Source organism: Ruegeria arenilitoris, assembly GCF_013032855.1.
Lineage (GTDB): Bacteria > Pseudomonadota > Alphaproteobacteria > Rhodobacterales > Rhodobacteraceae > Ruegeria > Ruegeria arenilitoris.
On sequence record NZ_WQDA01000003.1, the window covers coordinates 356,609 to 370,954 of the forward strand.

At 59.4% G+C, this 14,346-nt stretch carries 16 protein-coding genes; 6 read left to right on the forward strand and 10 right to left on the reverse strand.

Going from position 1 to position 14,346, the window contains the following annotated elements; genetic code table 11:
- Nucleotides 1-20: 20 nt before the first annotated feature.
- Genes otnC through GOW72_RS11920 form a run of 7 tightly spaced genes read right to left on the reverse strand, consistent with a single transcriptional unit; the run spans nt 21 to nt 6,300 of the window.
- Nucleotides 21-665: a 3-oxo-tetronate 4-phosphate decarboxylase gene (gene otnC / locus GOW72_RS11890; protein WP_170366996.1), complete on the reverse strand. Its 645-nt coding sequence runs from the start codon at nt 663-665 to the stop codon at nt 21-23.
- The gene (otnK, locus tag GOW72_RS11895) at nt 662-1,891 is read right to left on the reverse strand and encodes a 3-oxo-tetronate kinase (RefSeq protein WP_170366997.1); all 1,230 of its coding nucleotides are present in this window, start codon (nt 1,889-1,891) and stop codon (nt 662-664) included. Before otnK ends, otnC begins: the two co-directional genes overlap by 4 nt.
- Nucleotides 1,888-2,685 carry an N-acyl homoserine lactonase family protein gene (locus tag GOW72_RS11900; RefSeq protein ID WP_170366998.1) on the reverse strand — a complete coding sequence of 266 codons (798 nt, stop codon included), beginning with the start codon at nt 2,683-2,685 and terminating at the stop codon, nt 1,888-1,890. The genes otnK and GOW72_RS11900 overlap by 4 nt, the downstream gene beginning before the upstream one ends.
- Nucleotides 2,682-2,969, reverse strand: a complete 288-nt coding sequence (locus GOW72_RS11905) for a putative quinol monooxygenase (RefSeq protein WP_170357618.1) — start codon at nt 2,967-2,969, stop codon at nt 2,682-2,684. Before GOW72_RS11905 ends, GOW72_RS11900 begins: the two co-directional genes overlap by 4 nt.
- Nucleotides 2,969-4,480 (reverse strand): tripartite tricarboxylate transporter permease, encoded by a 1,512-nt coding sequence (locus GOW72_RS11910; protein WP_170357619.1) that lies wholly within the window; start codon nt 4,478-4,480, stop codon nt 2,969-2,971. The genes GOW72_RS11905 and GOW72_RS11910 overlap by 1 nt, the downstream gene beginning before the upstream one ends.
- Nucleotides 4,481-4,484: 4 nt before the next feature.
- The gene (locus GOW72_RS11915; RefSeq protein WP_170366999.1) at nt 4,485-5,234 is read right to left on the reverse strand and encodes a hypothetical protein; all 750 of its coding nucleotides are present in this window, start codon (nt 5,232-5,234) and stop codon (nt 4,485-4,487) included.
- Between the two features lie 58 nt (nt 5,235-5,292).
- Nucleotides 5,293-6,300, reverse strand: coding sequence for a Bug family tripartite tricarboxylate transporter substrate binding protein (locus tag GOW72_RS11920; RefSeq protein WP_170367000.1), 1,008 nt, complete (start codon nt 6,298-6,300; stop codon nt 5,293-5,295).
- A 131-nt stretch (nt 6,301-6,431) separates the two neighbouring features.
- Here GOW72_RS11920 and GOW72_RS11925 point away from each other — a divergent pair, with 131 nt between their 5' ends.
- The 6 genes from GOW72_RS11925 to GOW72_RS11950 all read left to right on the forward strand — a co-directional run bounded on the left by GOW72_RS11925 (nt 6,432) and on the right by GOW72_RS11950 (nt 11,751).
- Entirely contained in the window at nt 6,432-7,523 is a 1,092-nt protein-coding gene (locus GOW72_RS11925; RefSeq protein ID WP_170367001.1) for an isocitrate/isopropylmalate dehydrogenase family protein, read from the forward strand.
- Entirely contained in the window at nt 7,520-8,551 is a 1,032-nt protein-coding gene (locus GOW72_RS11930) for a Gfo/Idh/MocA family oxidoreductase (protein WP_170367002.1), read from the forward strand. The genes GOW72_RS11925 and GOW72_RS11930 overlap by 4 nt, the downstream gene beginning before the upstream one ends.
- Nucleotides 8,548-9,225 (forward strand): GntR family transcriptional regulator, encoded by a 678-nt coding sequence (locus tag GOW72_RS11935; protein WP_170367003.1) that lies wholly within the window; start codon nt 8,548-8,550, stop codon nt 9,223-9,225. The genes GOW72_RS11930 and GOW72_RS11935 overlap by 4 nt, the downstream gene beginning before the upstream one ends.
- Nucleotides 9,226-9,339: 114 nt before the next feature.
- A complete protein-coding gene (locus tag GOW72_RS11940; protein ID WP_170367004.1) occupies nt 9,340-10,194 on the forward strand; it encodes a glycosyltransferase family 25 protein in 855 nt (284 codons plus the stop codon).
- Nucleotides 10,195-10,327: 133 nt separating this feature from the next.
- Complete coding sequence (locus GOW72_RS11945; protein ID WP_170367005.1) at nt 10,328-10,696, forward strand: globin domain-containing protein; 369 nt, start codon at nt 10,328-10,330, stop codon at nt 10,694-10,696.
- Nucleotides 10,693-11,751, forward strand: coding sequence for an adenylate/guanylate cyclase domain-containing protein (locus GOW72_RS11950; protein WP_093961896.1), 1,059 nt, complete (start codon nt 10,693-10,695; stop codon nt 11,749-11,751). Before GOW72_RS11945 ends, GOW72_RS11950 begins: the two co-directional genes overlap by 4 nt.
- Before the next feature lie 3 nt (nt 11,752-11,754).
- Here the strand turns inward: GOW72_RS11950 and GOW72_RS11955 are convergent, their stop codons facing one another.
- The 3 genes from GOW72_RS11955 to GOW72_RS11965 all read right to left on the reverse strand — a co-directional run bounded on the left by GOW72_RS11955 (nt 11,755) and on the right by GOW72_RS11965 (nt 14,311).
- Nucleotides 11,755-12,369 (reverse strand): TetR/AcrR family transcriptional regulator, encoded by a 615-nt coding sequence (locus GOW72_RS11955; protein ID WP_093961897.1) that lies wholly within the window; start codon nt 12,367-12,369, stop codon nt 11,755-11,757.
- A gap of 123 nt (nt 12,370-12,492) precedes the next feature.
- A complete protein-coding gene (gene ppk2, locus GOW72_RS11960; RefSeq protein ID WP_170367006.1) occupies nt 12,493-13,362 on the reverse strand; it encodes a polyphosphate kinase 2 in 870 nt (289 codons plus the stop codon).
- A gap of 49 nt (nt 13,363-13,411) precedes the next feature.
- On the reverse strand, nt 13,412-14,311 hold the full coding sequence (locus GOW72_RS11965) for an alpha/beta fold hydrolase (RefSeq protein WP_244952406.1): 900 nt from the start codon (nt 14,309-14,311) through the stop codon (nt 13,412-13,414).
- Between the last annotated feature and the right edge of the window lie 35 nt (nt 14,312-14,346).

A 14,346-nucleotide genomic window follows, 5' to 3' on the forward strand; every position in this document is an offset into this window, starting at 1 on the left:
GCAGCGGGTATTCGAACCGGCTACTTGCTGTGGCCTGTCATGTCGTACAGGGCTGAAATTTGTTCGGCGCTTAGCTGGCGAGGGTTCAGCCCTCGGGTCAGCAGGGCGAGTTTTGCGGTTTCCTCCAGTTCTTCCATTGCGAAACTGGCCGCCCAGATGTCTTTGCCGGCAACCACAGGGCCGTGATTGGCCAGCAGCACCGCGCTGCGCTGTCCAGCCAGTCCCCGGACCGCATTGCCCATTTCAGGGTCGCCGGGCAGGAAGAATGGCAGCAATTTCACCCGACCGACCCGCATGATTGAATACGGGGTCAGCGGCGGCAGAACGTCCTCGGGGTCAACTTCGGGAAGCATGGACCAGGCCACCGAATGCGTCGAGTGGAGGTGGACCACAGCCCCGGTCTGCTGCCTTGTGTCGTAGAAGGCCGAGTGCAGTGGGACTTCCTTGGTCGGTAAGTCGCCATCAATGTGCTGAAACCGGGCATCCAGATGGCTGATCCGCGCCGGGTCGAGAAACCCCATCGAACTGCCGGTCGGCGTAACCAGGATCGTTCCGTCGGTCAGCCGGGCCGAGATGTTGCCCGACGCACCGCAGGTCAGTCCCCGGTCGAACATCGACTTTGCAAGCAGACAGATTTCTTCCCGCAGCTTCGCCGCCTCGCTCATTGTTGTTGCTCCATTCTGTTCAAGGCGTCCGCAAAGAAATCGGGGCCGCCGAAATTGCCCGATTTCAGAGCCAGTGCAATGGACGGGGTGCCGGGCAGGAGTACCATGGGAACGCCGGCGGCCAAGCGGGGGCCGATCTGCAACTGCTGCGCGCGCAGACCCTGGACAACCGCGCCCGAAGTCTCACCCCCAGCAATGACCATCCGTCGGAAGCCCGCGGCCCGCAGGCTGCGGGAGAGATCGGAGAACAGGTTTTCGATCGCTGCAGATGCCTTTTCCTTGCCGAAGCAGTCCTGTGCTTGCCTCACGACTTGTGGATCGGCCGAAGAGTAGATCAGCGGCGGTTGTTTCTGCTCGAGCGCCCAGTTGACCAATTCTTCCACCGAGATCGAGCCGCTGACCGCCTCCCGCGCGGTGACCTCGCGGTGTGGGGCGATGTCCCGGTAGCGCGAGACTTGCTCTCGGGTGGCGCGGCTGCAGGATCCTGACAGCACAATGCCGGGCCCGGACACTCCGTCCCACTGTGGGTGTCGCGGTTTGAAGCCAAAATTTTCTGGCAACCCAAGCGCGATCCCGGACCCGCCGCAAAGGAGCAGGGTATCGCGGGCAGCCTTGCCGATTTCCAGCAGGTCTGCGTCGCGGATCGCGTCGACAATCGTATGACCTTTGGCAGGCAGGGCAGACTGAATGGCTGCAGCCCCCTGCATGACCAACAAGGCGGCCACATGATGGACCGGACGGGCGGACTGAGCGGCCAGCAGACGCCGGAGATCAGGGTCGGTCATCGGAGTCAGTGGATGGTTCTGCATGCCGCTTTCATTCAACAGCTTGTCCTGCACGAACAGGTGCCCTTGGTAAACACTGCGCCCATTTTCGGGAAAAGCCGGACAGACGATCGTGGTCGGAGCGTTCAGCCTTTCCGTCAGCGCATCCAGAACCGGACCGATATTGCCCTTTGCGGTGCTGTCGAAGGTCGAACAGACCTTGAAGACGATTTGCTGCGCACCTTGGGATAGCAGCCAGTCACAGGCTGCCAGACTGTCGCGCACCGCCTCGTCAACCGGGGCCGTGCGTGACTTGAGCGCAACCACGGCCGCATCCAGATCCTGGTCCGTGTGGCCCTTTGGGATGCCAACAAACTGGCTGACGCGCATGCCGCCCTCAGCGAGGGTCAGGCCAATGTCGGATGCGCCGGTGAAATCATCGGCAATGACTCCGATCTTCATAGTCTGATCTCTCTGATTGGCCCCGTGTCCAAACGGTTGATGTGGTCGGCTGGTCCCGGGGGAAAAACGGACCGGACCAGCGGATCGTGGCCCGGGATGATCAGGCCGGGGGCGGACGCGAGGCTTTGCAGCTTGTCAAAGCCGTCCAGCATGTCCTGAAGGTCGACCACAATGGGAAATGGTTTTCGGGCCATGAAGTTCTCGTAGTAATGCGATGCGTCCGACGCCAAAACCATCCAGCCGCTGGCAGTTCGGACCCGTACGCATTGCAGCCCGCGGGAGTGGCCGCCGATGCAGTGGACCGTGACACCGTCGGCCAACTCGGCGTCGCCGTCGTGGAAAACCACTTTGCCGGAATAAAGCCGCTTGACCGCCTCGCAGATATGACCGGCCGAAAATGGCGCGCGCAGAGTGTCGTGGCACATGCAGGGACCCGTGGCAAAGGCCATCTCGGCCGACTGCATATGCAACGTGGCGTTTGGAAACAGGTGCAGACCCCCTGCGTGGTCATAGTGCAGGTGCGTGACGATCACTTGCTGAATGGCCTCTGGCGCGATCCCGAAAGGCAGCAAGGCTTCACGCGGATCCATGGCAATAGGCCGTCCGCGGCTCAGCCCTTCGTCGGTGTCATACCCGGTATCCACCAGAATGACCTGCGTGCCGCGCCTGAGCAGCCACAGGTAGTAGTCCATGGCATGAGGAGCCGCGTGATCGTCATCCAAAATGAAGCTGTCAGCGCGGGTGCGGGCATTTCTGTCCGCATATTTGACGGCATAGACTTCCCAGTCGTTCATCGCATGACCTCGGAGAACGTGTTGACCTGCTTTCGGACCACCATATCCGAAACCGCCAGATCAAATGTCTTGAAATGCGGACTGTCCAAGTGGATCCTGAACGCGTCGGCGTTCGCGTAGATCTCATACAGAAAAACGATGGCCGGATCGTCGCCTGCGCAGACGTCGAATTGCAGACACCCGGGTTCGTCGCTCAACGACGTGCGCGCGTTGTCCAGCATCAGAGGCAGGAAACGCTCGCGTGTCCCGGGCTTCAACTCGAAGGTTACGGTGACGGCATACATCAGGCGGGCGCTCCTTTCAGGCGGGCGAACAGGCGTTTGACCGGAGGCAATTGGCTGAGGATCAGCGCCAGGTTCAACACCAGCAGAATTGCTGCTCCGGGTCGAGAAACAAATACTGACAGATCACCATCCGACAGGAACAGTGACCGGCGGAATGTCTCGTCGAACAACCCGCCAAGGATGACGCCGATGACCAGTGGCGCAATCGGATATTTCATCAGGTTCATGAAATACGCCACGAAGCCGACCCCCAGCATCAGGTAAAGGTCATTGATGCCGCCACCCACACTGAATGAACCAATCGTGGTCAGAACCATCACGACGGGCAAGAAAACAGTTTGCGGGATTTTGAGAATCTTGATGAAGACCCGCGCGGTGAAAAGGCCCATCAGGAACATCGTCAACGATGCCAGCACCAGGATGGCCACGACCCGCAGGATGATTTCGGGGTCGATCGTGGGGCCGGGGATGACGTTGTTGATTTTGAACGCCCCCAGCAGCGCGGCCGCGGGTGGCGAGCCGGGGATGCCCAGTACCAACAGCGGGATCAGTGCGCCGCCGATACAGGCGTTGTTGGCTGTCTCTGAACACAAAAGCCCGTCCAGTGAACCTTTGCCGAAGTTCTTCCCATCCTTCGAAACGGTTTTGCCGACACCGTAGCTGACCCATCCGGCAACATCCTCGCCGACGCCCGGCAGGGCACCAACGCCGGTGCCGATCACGCCGGACCTGCCGATGGTGGGCAGGTGACGGCGGACCGTCGAGAGATTTGGCAGGATCGAGCCTTTCAGAGCCATGACCTTGCCGGCTTCGACATGGCGCAGGCCTTCGATGATCTGAGGGATCGCGAAGGCCCCCATGAGAACGGGCACCACCTGGAACCCGCTCAGCATGTAGGACCAGCCGAAAGTGTAGCGGGGTTCGGACAGCAAGGGGTCAAGTCCGACCATGGCCATGGCAAGCCCGATCAGACCGGATATCCACCCTTTGAGTACCAGGTCCTCGCTCATGAGCGTGCCAGACAGAAGGATACCGAACAGGGCCAGTAGCGCCTTTTCCGGGCTTGCGATATTCTTTGAAACAAGCAGCAGTGCCCAGACGAAGATCAGGAGCGTGAGTGTGCCGATAATGGTCCCGATGAAACTGGCCGTCGTCGTCAATCCAAGCGCCTCACCTCCGCGTCCGGCCTTGGCAAGCGGGTGACCGTCCATTGCGGTGGCAGCGCTGGCGGCGGTGCCTGGGATGTTCAGCAGGATCGAGGGATAGGACCCGCCGTAAATCGCCCCCACATATGCGCCCAGCAGTGCGATCAAAGAGTAATCCAGCGGGATCTTGTTGCCGAAGAACCCGGTCAGAATGGTCACGGCAAGGGTCGCGGTCAGGCCGGGCAGGGCACCGAATGTGATGCCCAGAAAGACCGAAAAAACCAAATAGAGATAGGTCAGCGGATCGGCGACCAGCGCAGCAAAGGCATGGCCGAAACCCGCCAGCTGAGACAAGACGAACTCCATGGTCTTAGCCTTTCCAGATCGGGCGGAGCGTCACGTAGTAGTGGTACTCGATTTGTTGAAACAGCAGGCCACCGCGCGCCGGAACATTCTGGCGAAACCCGAAGGCCATGGCGCAAACAAGGATAAAAGGGGCGAGGACGGCAATGTAGGGAACAACCCGCAAAAGCCGCTCGGACCGGGCTTTGATCAAAACCGGGATCGTCAGGGCAACCCAAATGCCCAACGTGATCCAGTCGTCCGCATGGGCGTTCCAGTCGGCTTGAGCAGGGTAGAGCAACAAGGATGTGAACCCAGCGAGGCAAACGGCGCCGCAGGCGATCATCGCGCGCCGCGGGTGCCCGCCATAATACCCAAATATGAGAGCGGTAATCAGAAGGCCGGAACACAGGATGAAATCGACGCGCGGCACCAGCCCGCCCACATAAGCCAGAAGGATCAGGCCAATGGTGGAAAAGCGAAATGCTTCGTCAGGGTTCCAGCCGATGCCAGCCGCACCAAGGGCGTGCCGCGCCCCGCCGGACCGGACCGAAATCACGAACAGCGCGATCGAGAGGCACAACAGGCCCACAAAGATGAACAACGGAACAATGGCTGCTGAGTCGTACCATTGGGTACCGCTGACCCCTGCCTTGTTTTCTCCCCACAAGGGGATGTCCATGGTCTTCCACAGGAAGAACACCGATGTTGCCCCTAAAACCAGCGACGCCCAGAAATCCCGTGCGCGCAGGACCAGAATGTCCTCAGCCTTTTCCAACTTTGCCCTCCCGTGCAAAAAGGGGGCGCGGAACCGCGCCCCCAAGATCGTTTGTCGCTCAGGGCTTCTCGATGCCCAGAGAGGCCGGCTCGACGGTCGTCGCGCCCAGATCTTGCAGGGTGTATGCAAAGGTGGATTCCAGCGTCGAGAACAGCTTTTGCGCCTCGGGTCCGTACTGTCCGCCGATGTCATAATTGTTTGCTGCGGCCCAATCGGCCACGGCTTGCGAGGCCATGGCTTTCTGGAACGCATCCGCCAGTTTTGCCTTTACATCGTCGCTTGCCGAATTGTGGACCGCAAAGCCGATTGCCTGTTTCAGCGGCAAATACTGGTCGAGCCCGTCATAGATGCCGAAGGCCGAAGGAACGGTCATTCCCGCGATTTCCGCGTTTTCAGGTGTCAGCATCGCCAGCGGGCGCAACTGTCCGCCTTCGATCAGCGGGGCCTGTTCCGCCAGCGAGGTTACGACCAGCGCAACTTCACCGGCGATGGCGGCCTCTTGCCCCGGAGCTGAGCCTTTGTAGGGGACGAATTTGAACTCGGCGCCCGAGCCCTTTTCAATGGCCAGCAGGTTCAGGTGGTGGATGGATCCCGCACCCGAGGCTGCCGCGGGGATGGTTCCGGGCGCGGCCTTCGCCGCGTCCACCAGCTCTTCAAGGCTGTTGTAGGGGCTGTCGGCGGGAACCGAGATCAAATCAGGCGAGCCGCCAACGATGAACGGATACCAGTAGTCGAACTTTTTGTCCCAGCCGCCCTGGACGGCGGCGGTCACGTTCGATTCGGAAAGTCCCACCAACGTATAGCCGTCATCAGGCTGGTTCATGACGTAGACCATTCCGTTTGAACCCGCCACGCCTCCGGTCTGGTTGATCACGTTGATCGACACCGGCAGATGTTTCTCCATCTCGGCCATGATCATCCGGTTGATGGTGTCGGTACCGCCTCCGGCGCCCCAGACGACGGCGGTGGTAATGTCCCGGTACGGATATTCCTGTGCGCTGACGAGCCCTGCGGCACCTGCCGACATTAGGGCGGCCGCTGCCAACCTTGCGATTTTCGACTTCATCTTTTCCTCCCAGATGCAGTGATGTGTTTGTTGTTGCATTTAATTGCGTATACGTTACACAATGCGTTGTCAACGACCGGAATTGATTTAAGGTCGAACGCAAGAACACAGGAAAAGGACGCAGGGCGCAGATGGCCGAGAAACTAGAGATTGCAGTGTTCCACGGGGACGGGATCGGCCCGGAAATCATGGCTCCGACGCTAAGCATCCTTGCGCAGCTGTCGGAGCAGACCGAGGACTATACACTTGAGTTTCGGGAGGTTCCGGCCGGGGCAGCCCACTATGCGCAAACCGGAGAATCATTTCCGAAAACGTCAATGGATGCGGCGCGGCAGGCGGATGCCATTCTACTGTCCGCGATGGGTTTGCCGGACGTTCGGTACCCGGATGGGACCGAGATTTCACCTCAGATCGACCTCCGCAAGGCGCTGGGGCTGTTTGCCGGGGTGCGCCCTGTGCGGGTGAGAGCTGGGCAAGCAACACCGTTGGCCCTGCCGCCCGGCAAGGAAATTGACTTCGTTCTGATCCGCGAAAGTACTGAGGGGCTGTTTCACACCCAGGGGTGCGGAGAAGTGACTGAGGACGAGGCGCGCGAGACGCTGCTGATCACCCGAGAGGTCTGCGAAAAGCTGTTTCGGTTTACCTTCCAGCTGGCGCATGACCGAAAAACGTCCGGGCAGGGTCGGGGTCGTGTCACCTGTGTGGACAAGGCCAACGTCTTCCGTGCCTTTGCATTCTTTCGGGATCTGTTCGATGCCGAGGCTGAGCGTCACCCGGATTTGGTTGCGGATCATGCCTATGTGGATGCAACGGCCTTGTGGATGGTTCAGAAGCCTTGGGAATTTGATGTTCTTGTCACGGAAAACATGTTCGGAGACATCCTGTCTGACCTTGGGGCCGGTCTGATGGGAGGGCTGGGGCTGGCGCCCTCGGCTGACATTGGTCTGGATCATGCGGTGTTCCAGCCCTGTCACGGATCCGCCCCTGACATTGCCGGCGAAGGCATCGCCAATCCGTTTGCCATGTTCCAGTCGGCGGCGATGATGCTGGAATGGCTTGGGTTGCGGCATCAAAACCCCGCGTTGTCGCGCGATGGGCAACGGCTGCACGCGGCAGTCGACAGCGTCGTATCCGAGGGCCGAATTCTGACCCGTGATCTTGGCGGAGAAGCCGACACGCTGGCCGCAGCGCGGGCGGTGGCGGACAGGGTGTTTTCGGCGTGAGCAGCCAGCAGTTCATTCGTGTCGCCTGTGTCGGCGCCGGCTATTTCAGCCAGTTCCACTATGGCAGCTGGCGCCGCATACCGCAGGCTCAACTGGTCGCCGCATGTGATCGCGATCTCGAGAAGGCGGCCGCCACTGGGTTGCCTGCCTATGATGATCTGCCGTCGATGCTGGCCCGGGAATCTCCCCAGCTGTTGGACATAATCCTGCCGCCTGAGGGTCATGCCGACGCAATTCGTGCCGCGCTGGACGCAGGTGTGAGTTGGATCCTGTGCCAAAAACCGTTTTGTCTATCTCTGGCAGAAGCAGAGGCTGTTCTGCAGGATGCTCGGGATGCCGGAGCCACCGTCGTTGTCCACGAGAATTTTCGCTTTCAGCCGTGGTATCGGGTGATGAAGGACGCCCTGACACGCGGGGATATCGGGACGCCGTTGCAGGCCATGTTCCGGCTGCGCCCGGGCGACGGGCAGGGGCCGCGCGCCTATCTTGATCGGCAACCCTATTTTCAGAAAATGCCGCGTTTTCTGATCCACGAAACGGCGGTGCATTGGGTCGATACGTTCCGGTTCTTGTTCGGCAATCCGATCTCGGTTTATGCCGATCTGCGGCGGATAAACCCGGTCATTGCCGGAGAGGACGCAGGCTATGTCATCTTTGAGTTCGAAAACGGCTTGAGGGCCGTATTCGATGGCAACCGGAACCTGGATCATGCCTCGGACAATCTGCGCCGCACCATGGGGGAGGCCCTGATCGAAGGCACCGGCGGAACGCTGACGATGGATGGTTTTGGCGCCGTTGGGCTGCGGGAATTCGGCAGCCAGAGCAGAGAGCAGTTGCTTGCACCCGATAAATGGGAGGGCTTTGGTGGCGATTGCGTGCACGCATTGCAGCAGTATGTCATATCCGGTCTTCTAAATGGAACGCATTTGGAAAATACTGGCCCGGACTATCTGGACGTTATCCGCATTGAACAGGCGATCTACAGATCTGATGCGGAGGGCAGGAAAATCGTTTTGGAGGCCGAATGAAAAACGAGACCGGCAAGGCTCTCTCGAATACTCAACGCGCGGTGCGGGACTTGCGGCGGATGATCCTGACCGGAGAGTTGGCCGCCGGCACCGACCATCTGGAAACCGAACTGGCCGAGCAGTTGGGGATGTCGCGCACGCCGGTTCGCGAAGCAGCGCTTATGTTGGAAAGCAAGGGCCTGCTGGAAATGCGGCCGCGCAAAGGGGTGCGGATCCTGCCGGTATCTCCGGATGACATGCGCGAGATCTATGACATTCTGACCGAGTTGGAGAGCCTTGCAGCCGAACGCGCGGCCCAGGCCGGATTTTCCGAGCAAGACCTTCAGCCGTTGGCGGACTCGATCGCCCAAATGGATCGCGCCATCAGTGACGAAGACCTAGAGGCATGGGCCAAGGCCGACGACCTGTTCCACCGCGAGCTTGTCCGATTGGGTGGCAACCGGCGGGTGGAAAGCATCGTGTCCATGATGAGCGACCAGGTCCGCAGGGCGCGGGCCTCGACCCTGTTCATCCGCCCGTTGCCGGTCAAGTCGAATGAGGATCACCGTGCGGTCTATACGGCAATCCGCGACGGCAAACCTGATGTGGCGCGCGACCGGCATCGCCAGCACCGGCTGCATGCCAAATCCGTCATCATCGACATCTTGGAAAAGCATCGGCTGAACAAGCTTTAGCCAGTCAGTTCGCTCACCCCGCTGGCCGTAGATCTGCCGGCTGTGCAATCTGGACTTCCGGTCCCAACTGGGGATATGGCCAATAAAGCGGCGCGCGATGCGAAAGGACTTCCGGTGCAGATAACCCAGCAGATGGCAGGCGACAGCGTCTATTACATCAATCTGGACCGTGTGCCTGAGCGCCGGGCGTTCATGGAAGCGCAGTTTCTGAAGGCGGGCCTTGTGGGTGCGCATAGGATTAGCGCCACGGATGCCAGTCAGTCGGGCGCGTTGGAGCAAAACGGATATATCGCGGGAACGGGAACGCGCTGGGGTCTGACGAACAGCGAAATCGCCTGTTTCGAAAGCCATAGATCGGTTTGGCAACGGATCGCCGATCGGAACCTTCCAGCTGCTGTCGTCTTTGAGGATGATGTGGAAATGTCCTCTGAAGCTGGCCGGGTGATCACCGAAGTGCTGAACCACCCGGAAGCCTATGATTGCGTCAAATTGGATTACTCGCCCCGGTCACTGCGTTTTGGGCCGGAGACTGGGATCGGAAATGTCCGCGTGCGCCCAATGTTGGAAATGGCGCCAAGTGCGGCGGCCTATGTTCTGTCACAGGCAGGCTGCCGCAAATTGTTGGCCTGGTCGCAGAGATATTCTGACCATCTCGATGATTTTCTGTCCTTGCCGCGCAGGGATTGGAACATGTTTCAGTGCTTTCCGGCTGTTGGTGTCCAGATGATCTGGTCGGGACGGCAGGAGCAGATCGACGAACCGGTCAAAAGCAGCGAACGAACCCAAAGCGCAGCCACAAACAGCGGATTGGACAAGGGCCCCACGTGGTTTCGGCTGCGGCGCGAGCTTCAGTCGGCCGGCCGAAAACTGAAATGGAAGCTGGGCGGTCAGGCGCGGCTTGTCCAGCGCGGCGGCATGGTGGACTTCATTCCCTGTGCCGACGATCTAATCGTGCGCCCTTGGTCCTGAAGTCTTTGTGCCAGTGGTGAAAAACCAAGCGGTTCCAACCATCCGCGCCGGTCGCAAAGTGCATAAACGTTAACAAAACTCTCGATTTGATATAACCTCGCAGTGTTATTGCGCGATTTGTTGGGGTTTTGCTGTGGGTCAAACGATTTACGAGAAATACGGCGGGTTCAAAACCATCAGCCGGATCGTGATGACATTTTACGAAATGGCATTGGAATCGGATGAGATCGGAGGCTACTTCGAAGATATCGACATGCCTCGGTTGATCGATCACCAAACCAAGTTCGTTTCGTCTCTGGTGGGTGGTCCAGCGTCTTTCAGTGATGATCGGATCGAGGCCGTGCATCGCCACCTCAACATCAGCCACGATGATTTCGACGAGATGGCTACGCTGTTCGGCGAAGCCCTTTCATTTCATGGAATGACCGAAGATGACGTGCAGGTCGCGCTGGCTGCGATCGAAGGTAAGAGGGCGATCATCGTTGCCCGGGATGCGGCATGAGCATCCTGGCCATCAACGAGCATCTGCTGCGTGCCATCGGGGTCGGTGTAGCGGTATTGCGGGCCTCGGACCTGACCTTCGTGTTCCACAATGGTCCATTTGCCGAATGGTTCGGCAAACCCGAGCCCGGCCAGACACTTTTGGATATATTGCCGGATCTCGACCAGCGCGAACTGGATGACGTCAAACAATCGGGCCTGCGATACTCGGCCGAGCTGCAGATGAAGCCCAAGCGCCGCACGCTGATCTTCGCGGTGACGATTTCCTTGGCCAACGGGATGGATGAGCAGGTTTTGGTTGTCGAATGTCAGAACATCACGAAAATTCGTGAGCTGGAAAGCATGATCGACAGCTATTCGACCATGGTCGAGCGCAACACCCGCGAGTTGGAAAGAGAAAAGGAAAGGGTCGAACGGCTTTTGCTGAACCTGATGCCGCGTGCGGTCTATGAAGAGTTCAAAACCTTCGGCGTAGTGACGCCTCAGCTGTATGATCAGGTTTCCGTGGTCATGCTGGATTTCGTCGGCTTTACGGATTTTGCGGCAAAAACCGACCCTACGGTCACCCTCAGCGAGTTGAATGACATCTTCACCGCCTTCGACCGGATCGTCGAACAGTTCGGGTGTGAACGGATCAAGACGATCGGAGACGCTTATCTTGCGGTCTCAGGCATGCCCGACGCCACGCCCGACCATGCCACGGCGGTTGCGCATTGTGCGGTCCGATTTCTGCGGTATCTGGAACGGCGCAACGAAAGTCATCCGCACAAATGGCAGGCCAGGATCGGGCTTGGCATGGGGCCCGCCGTTGGGTCAGTGGTAGGGATCCAGAAATACGTCTATGACGTTTTCGGACCGGCCGTGAATATAGCATCGCGGTTGCAGGTCTTTGCAAACCCCATGAACATCGTTGCCCCGGAAGAGATGAAATATGCACTGATCGATGAATTCCAGGTCTCGGACTTGGGTCCGGTCGACATCAAGGGGATGGGCATGATGGATCTGATCAATGTCACCTCACGGCTGAACGCACCGCATGCCAGCCGGATGTTTTGACGGTCATTCGTCGGGCGGAACCAGCCCCAACCCTCTGAGGTAAATGCCGATCCCGGATTCCAGAAGGTCTTCGGGCGGGAACGGCGAACTGGCCCCCGCATTGCGGGCATAAAGCTCGACTACACCATGACTCATCGCCCAGATATGCGCGCTGAACATAGACGCCGGTGGTCGCTTTTCCGGCGGAATGTGTTCTGAAAGATCGGCCGCAGCCATTTCCAGAACCTCCTTTGCACGGTTGGCGGCCAGCGCCAGCTCGGGCGTCCGGTTGACCGAGATTCCGCTTTCGAACATCGAGATGTAATGGCCGGGATGCTTGCGCGCAAACGCCAGATATGCGCGCCCGGTCGCTTCGAAAGCGGCCAGCGCCGAGGGCTGCCCCTTGTCATAGGCATACTGCATGAGGTCCGCGAACATCTCGAACCCCTGACGGGCCGCCTCGGCGATCAGATCCTCGCGACCCTGATAGTGTCGGTAAACCGCGGCTGGGGTGACGCCGGCCCGTTTTGCGGCCTCAGACAATGTGAAGCCGGTCGGACCTTTTTCTTCGATCAGCGAGAGGGCGGCGTCGATCAGCGCCTGTTTCAGATTTCCATGGTGATAGCCGCGTTTGGTCATTCCGCCGGCACCTGCCTGTGTTTGCGTGCTCTTTTACCAACCAGACATAATGCACGCGGCGCAGCAGGTCCAATCCCTGGGGCATGATCGGAGGGGCCACTGCTTGACCAAAGGCGCCCTAGACTACGCATCCCAGATTTCCGGTCCGCCACAAATCATCGGGTCGGGCTCTCCAACGGCTTCGGCGTCCTTTTCGTCATAGTCCAAGGTCGACAATATCGCCCGGATTGCCGCAAGCCGGGCACGCTTCTTGTCGTCCGAACGGATGATCGTCCAAGGGCACAGATCGGAATGGGAGCGTGTCAGAGTTTCAGAAATCGACTGCGTGTATTCATCCCATTTGCCCAGACCGGCGATGTCTATAGGGCTCAGTTTCCATTGTTTCAGCGGGTCGTTCTCGCGCGCGAGAAACCGGCTGAGCTGTTCTGCGCGCCCGACGTTGAGCCAGAATTTGAACAGGTGAATGCCGTCATGAACAAGCCCGTTCTCCAGTGGCATGACCTGCCTGAAGAAGCGTTCCCGCTGGTCTGCGGTGCAGAATCCAAAGACGTTTTCGACGACCCCCCGGTTGTACCAGCTGCGATCGAAGAAAACGATCTCGCCAGCCGATGGCAGGTGCTGAATGTACCGCTGGAAGTACCATTGGCTGCGCTCGGCGTCGGAGGGCTTGCTGAGGGCGACATTGCGGGCGCCACGCGGGTTCAGGTTTTCCCGGAACCGCTTGATGGTACCGCCTTTGCCCGCTGCATCTCGACCCTCGAACACGATCGCGATGCGTTGTCCGGTTTCCTTGACCCATGCCTGCATCTTGACCAGTTCGATCTGCAGGGCCTCCATCTGCTTGTCATAGTCCTTGCGCTTCATCCTCTCCTGATATGGGTAGCTGGGGTTCAGGATGTCGCCTTTTTCAGCGTCTTCGATGGCCTTTCGCACGCTCTCGGGAGCGTCGTTCCGAAAGTAGCTGTTGATTGCTCGGTCCGCTGCACGGGTCATGAGTTGCCTCGCCATAAAATCCAGTTTCTACTATGGATTACGGGCGGGGTTAACGCAAACCCGCTCGTTCCGCGGCACGTTCGACCGCAGCAGCAACTTCCGGAGCGTCCACCACCTGCGGCATGTGCCCCATGCCTTCAAGTTCGATCAGCTCAGCGCCGGGGATTTGTTCGATCAGCCGCTCGGAATGCCAGCCCAGACCAACTGTCGTATCTGCCGTACCATGCACGATTTCGGTGGGCACCGATATCTCAGGGTAGCGCGGTTGCAGTTCGGCAACTTCGTCCAGGAGGTTGGCCCGTTGTTTTGCGTTGGCATGCATCGACGACCGGCGGAGCGTCAGGACCGGGCCAAAATGCTCGGCATAGCCTTCGGGTGCCGTCTGGGGGGCAAAGACCGTATCCAGGGCCTTGTTGACGTACCAGTCCGGAACGTAGGCGGTGATCAACGGCAGGACGAGAGCATTTCCCCAGGAGGTCGAGGCAATGCGGTTGAAGGAATCGAGCGGAGTTTCCCATGGCACTGCGGCCGGGGCTATCAGGACCAGAGCCGAGATGTTGTCAGGTCGCGTCACAGCCCAGGCCAGTGATACCGACCCGCCATAGCTTTGGCCGGCGACGATGGGTTTGTCGGCCCCCAGCATCGCGGCAGCTTTCTGCAGGATTTCTGCCTGCTCAACGATGGTTTCGCCATCCGCCGAGAAGCTCTGAGAATAGCCCAGCCCCGGCCGGTCGAATACAATGACCCGAAAGGACTTTGCCAGCAACGGCGCCAGAGCAAACGTCATGTCCCGGGTATTGCCGCTGGACCCGTGGATCAGGACGACATCCGGGCCTTCGCCCATGACGACGGCATGTACAGCAACGCCGTCGACATCCAATACCTGACCCTCTGGCGGAAACGCGGCCTCGGCCCGGGCCTCATGGCGTGCGGCAAGCCAAGCCGTCAAAGCCGCAAAAAGGGCCGCAAACAGGCCCAAGTATA

Excerpts from the sequence above, each read along its gene's own strand:
- otnC (WP_170366996.1), bottom strand. The coding sequence starts at position 665 with ATGAGCGAGGCGGCGAAGCTGCGGGAAGAAATCTGTCTGCTTGCAAAG.
- otnK (WP_170366997.1), bottom strand. The coding sequence starts at position 1,891 with ATGAAGATCGGAGTCATTGCCGATGATTTCACCGGCGCATCCGACATT.
- GOW72_RS11900 (WP_170366998.1), bottom strand. The coding sequence starts at position 2,685 with ATGAACGACTGGGAAGTCTATGCCGTCAAATATGCGGACAGAAATGCC.
- GOW72_RS11905 (WP_170357618.1), bottom strand. The coding sequence starts at position 2,969 with ATGTATGCCGTCACCGTAACCTTCGAGTTGAAGCCCGGGACACGCGAG.
- GOW72_RS11910 (WP_170357619.1), bottom strand. The coding sequence starts at position 4,480 with ATGGAGTTCGTCTTGTCTCAGCTGGCGGGTTTCGGCCATGCCTTTGCT.
- GOW72_RS11920 (WP_170367000.1), bottom strand. The coding sequence starts at position 6,300 with ATGAAGTCGAAAATCGCAAGGTTGGCAGCGGCCGCCCTAATGTCGGCA.
- GOW72_RS11925 (WP_170367001.1), top strand. The coding sequence starts at position 6,432 with ATGGCCGAGAAACTAGAGATTGCAGTGTTCCACGGGGACGGGATCGGC.
- GOW72_RS11935 (WP_170367003.1), top strand. The coding sequence starts at position 8,548 with ATGAAAAACGAGACCGGCAAGGCTCTCTCGAATACTCAACGCGCGGTG.
- GOW72_RS11950 (WP_093961896.1), top strand. The coding sequence starts at position 10,693 with ATGAGCATCCTGGCCATCAACGAGCATCTGCTGCGTGCCATCGGGGTC.
- GOW72_RS11955 (WP_093961897.1), bottom strand. The coding sequence starts at position 12,369 with ATGACCAAACGCGGCTATCACCATGGAAATCTGAAACAGGCGCTGATC.
- ppk2 (WP_170367006.1), bottom strand. The coding sequence starts at position 13,362 with ATGACCCGTGCAGCGGACCGAGCAATCAACAGCTACTTTCGGAACGAC.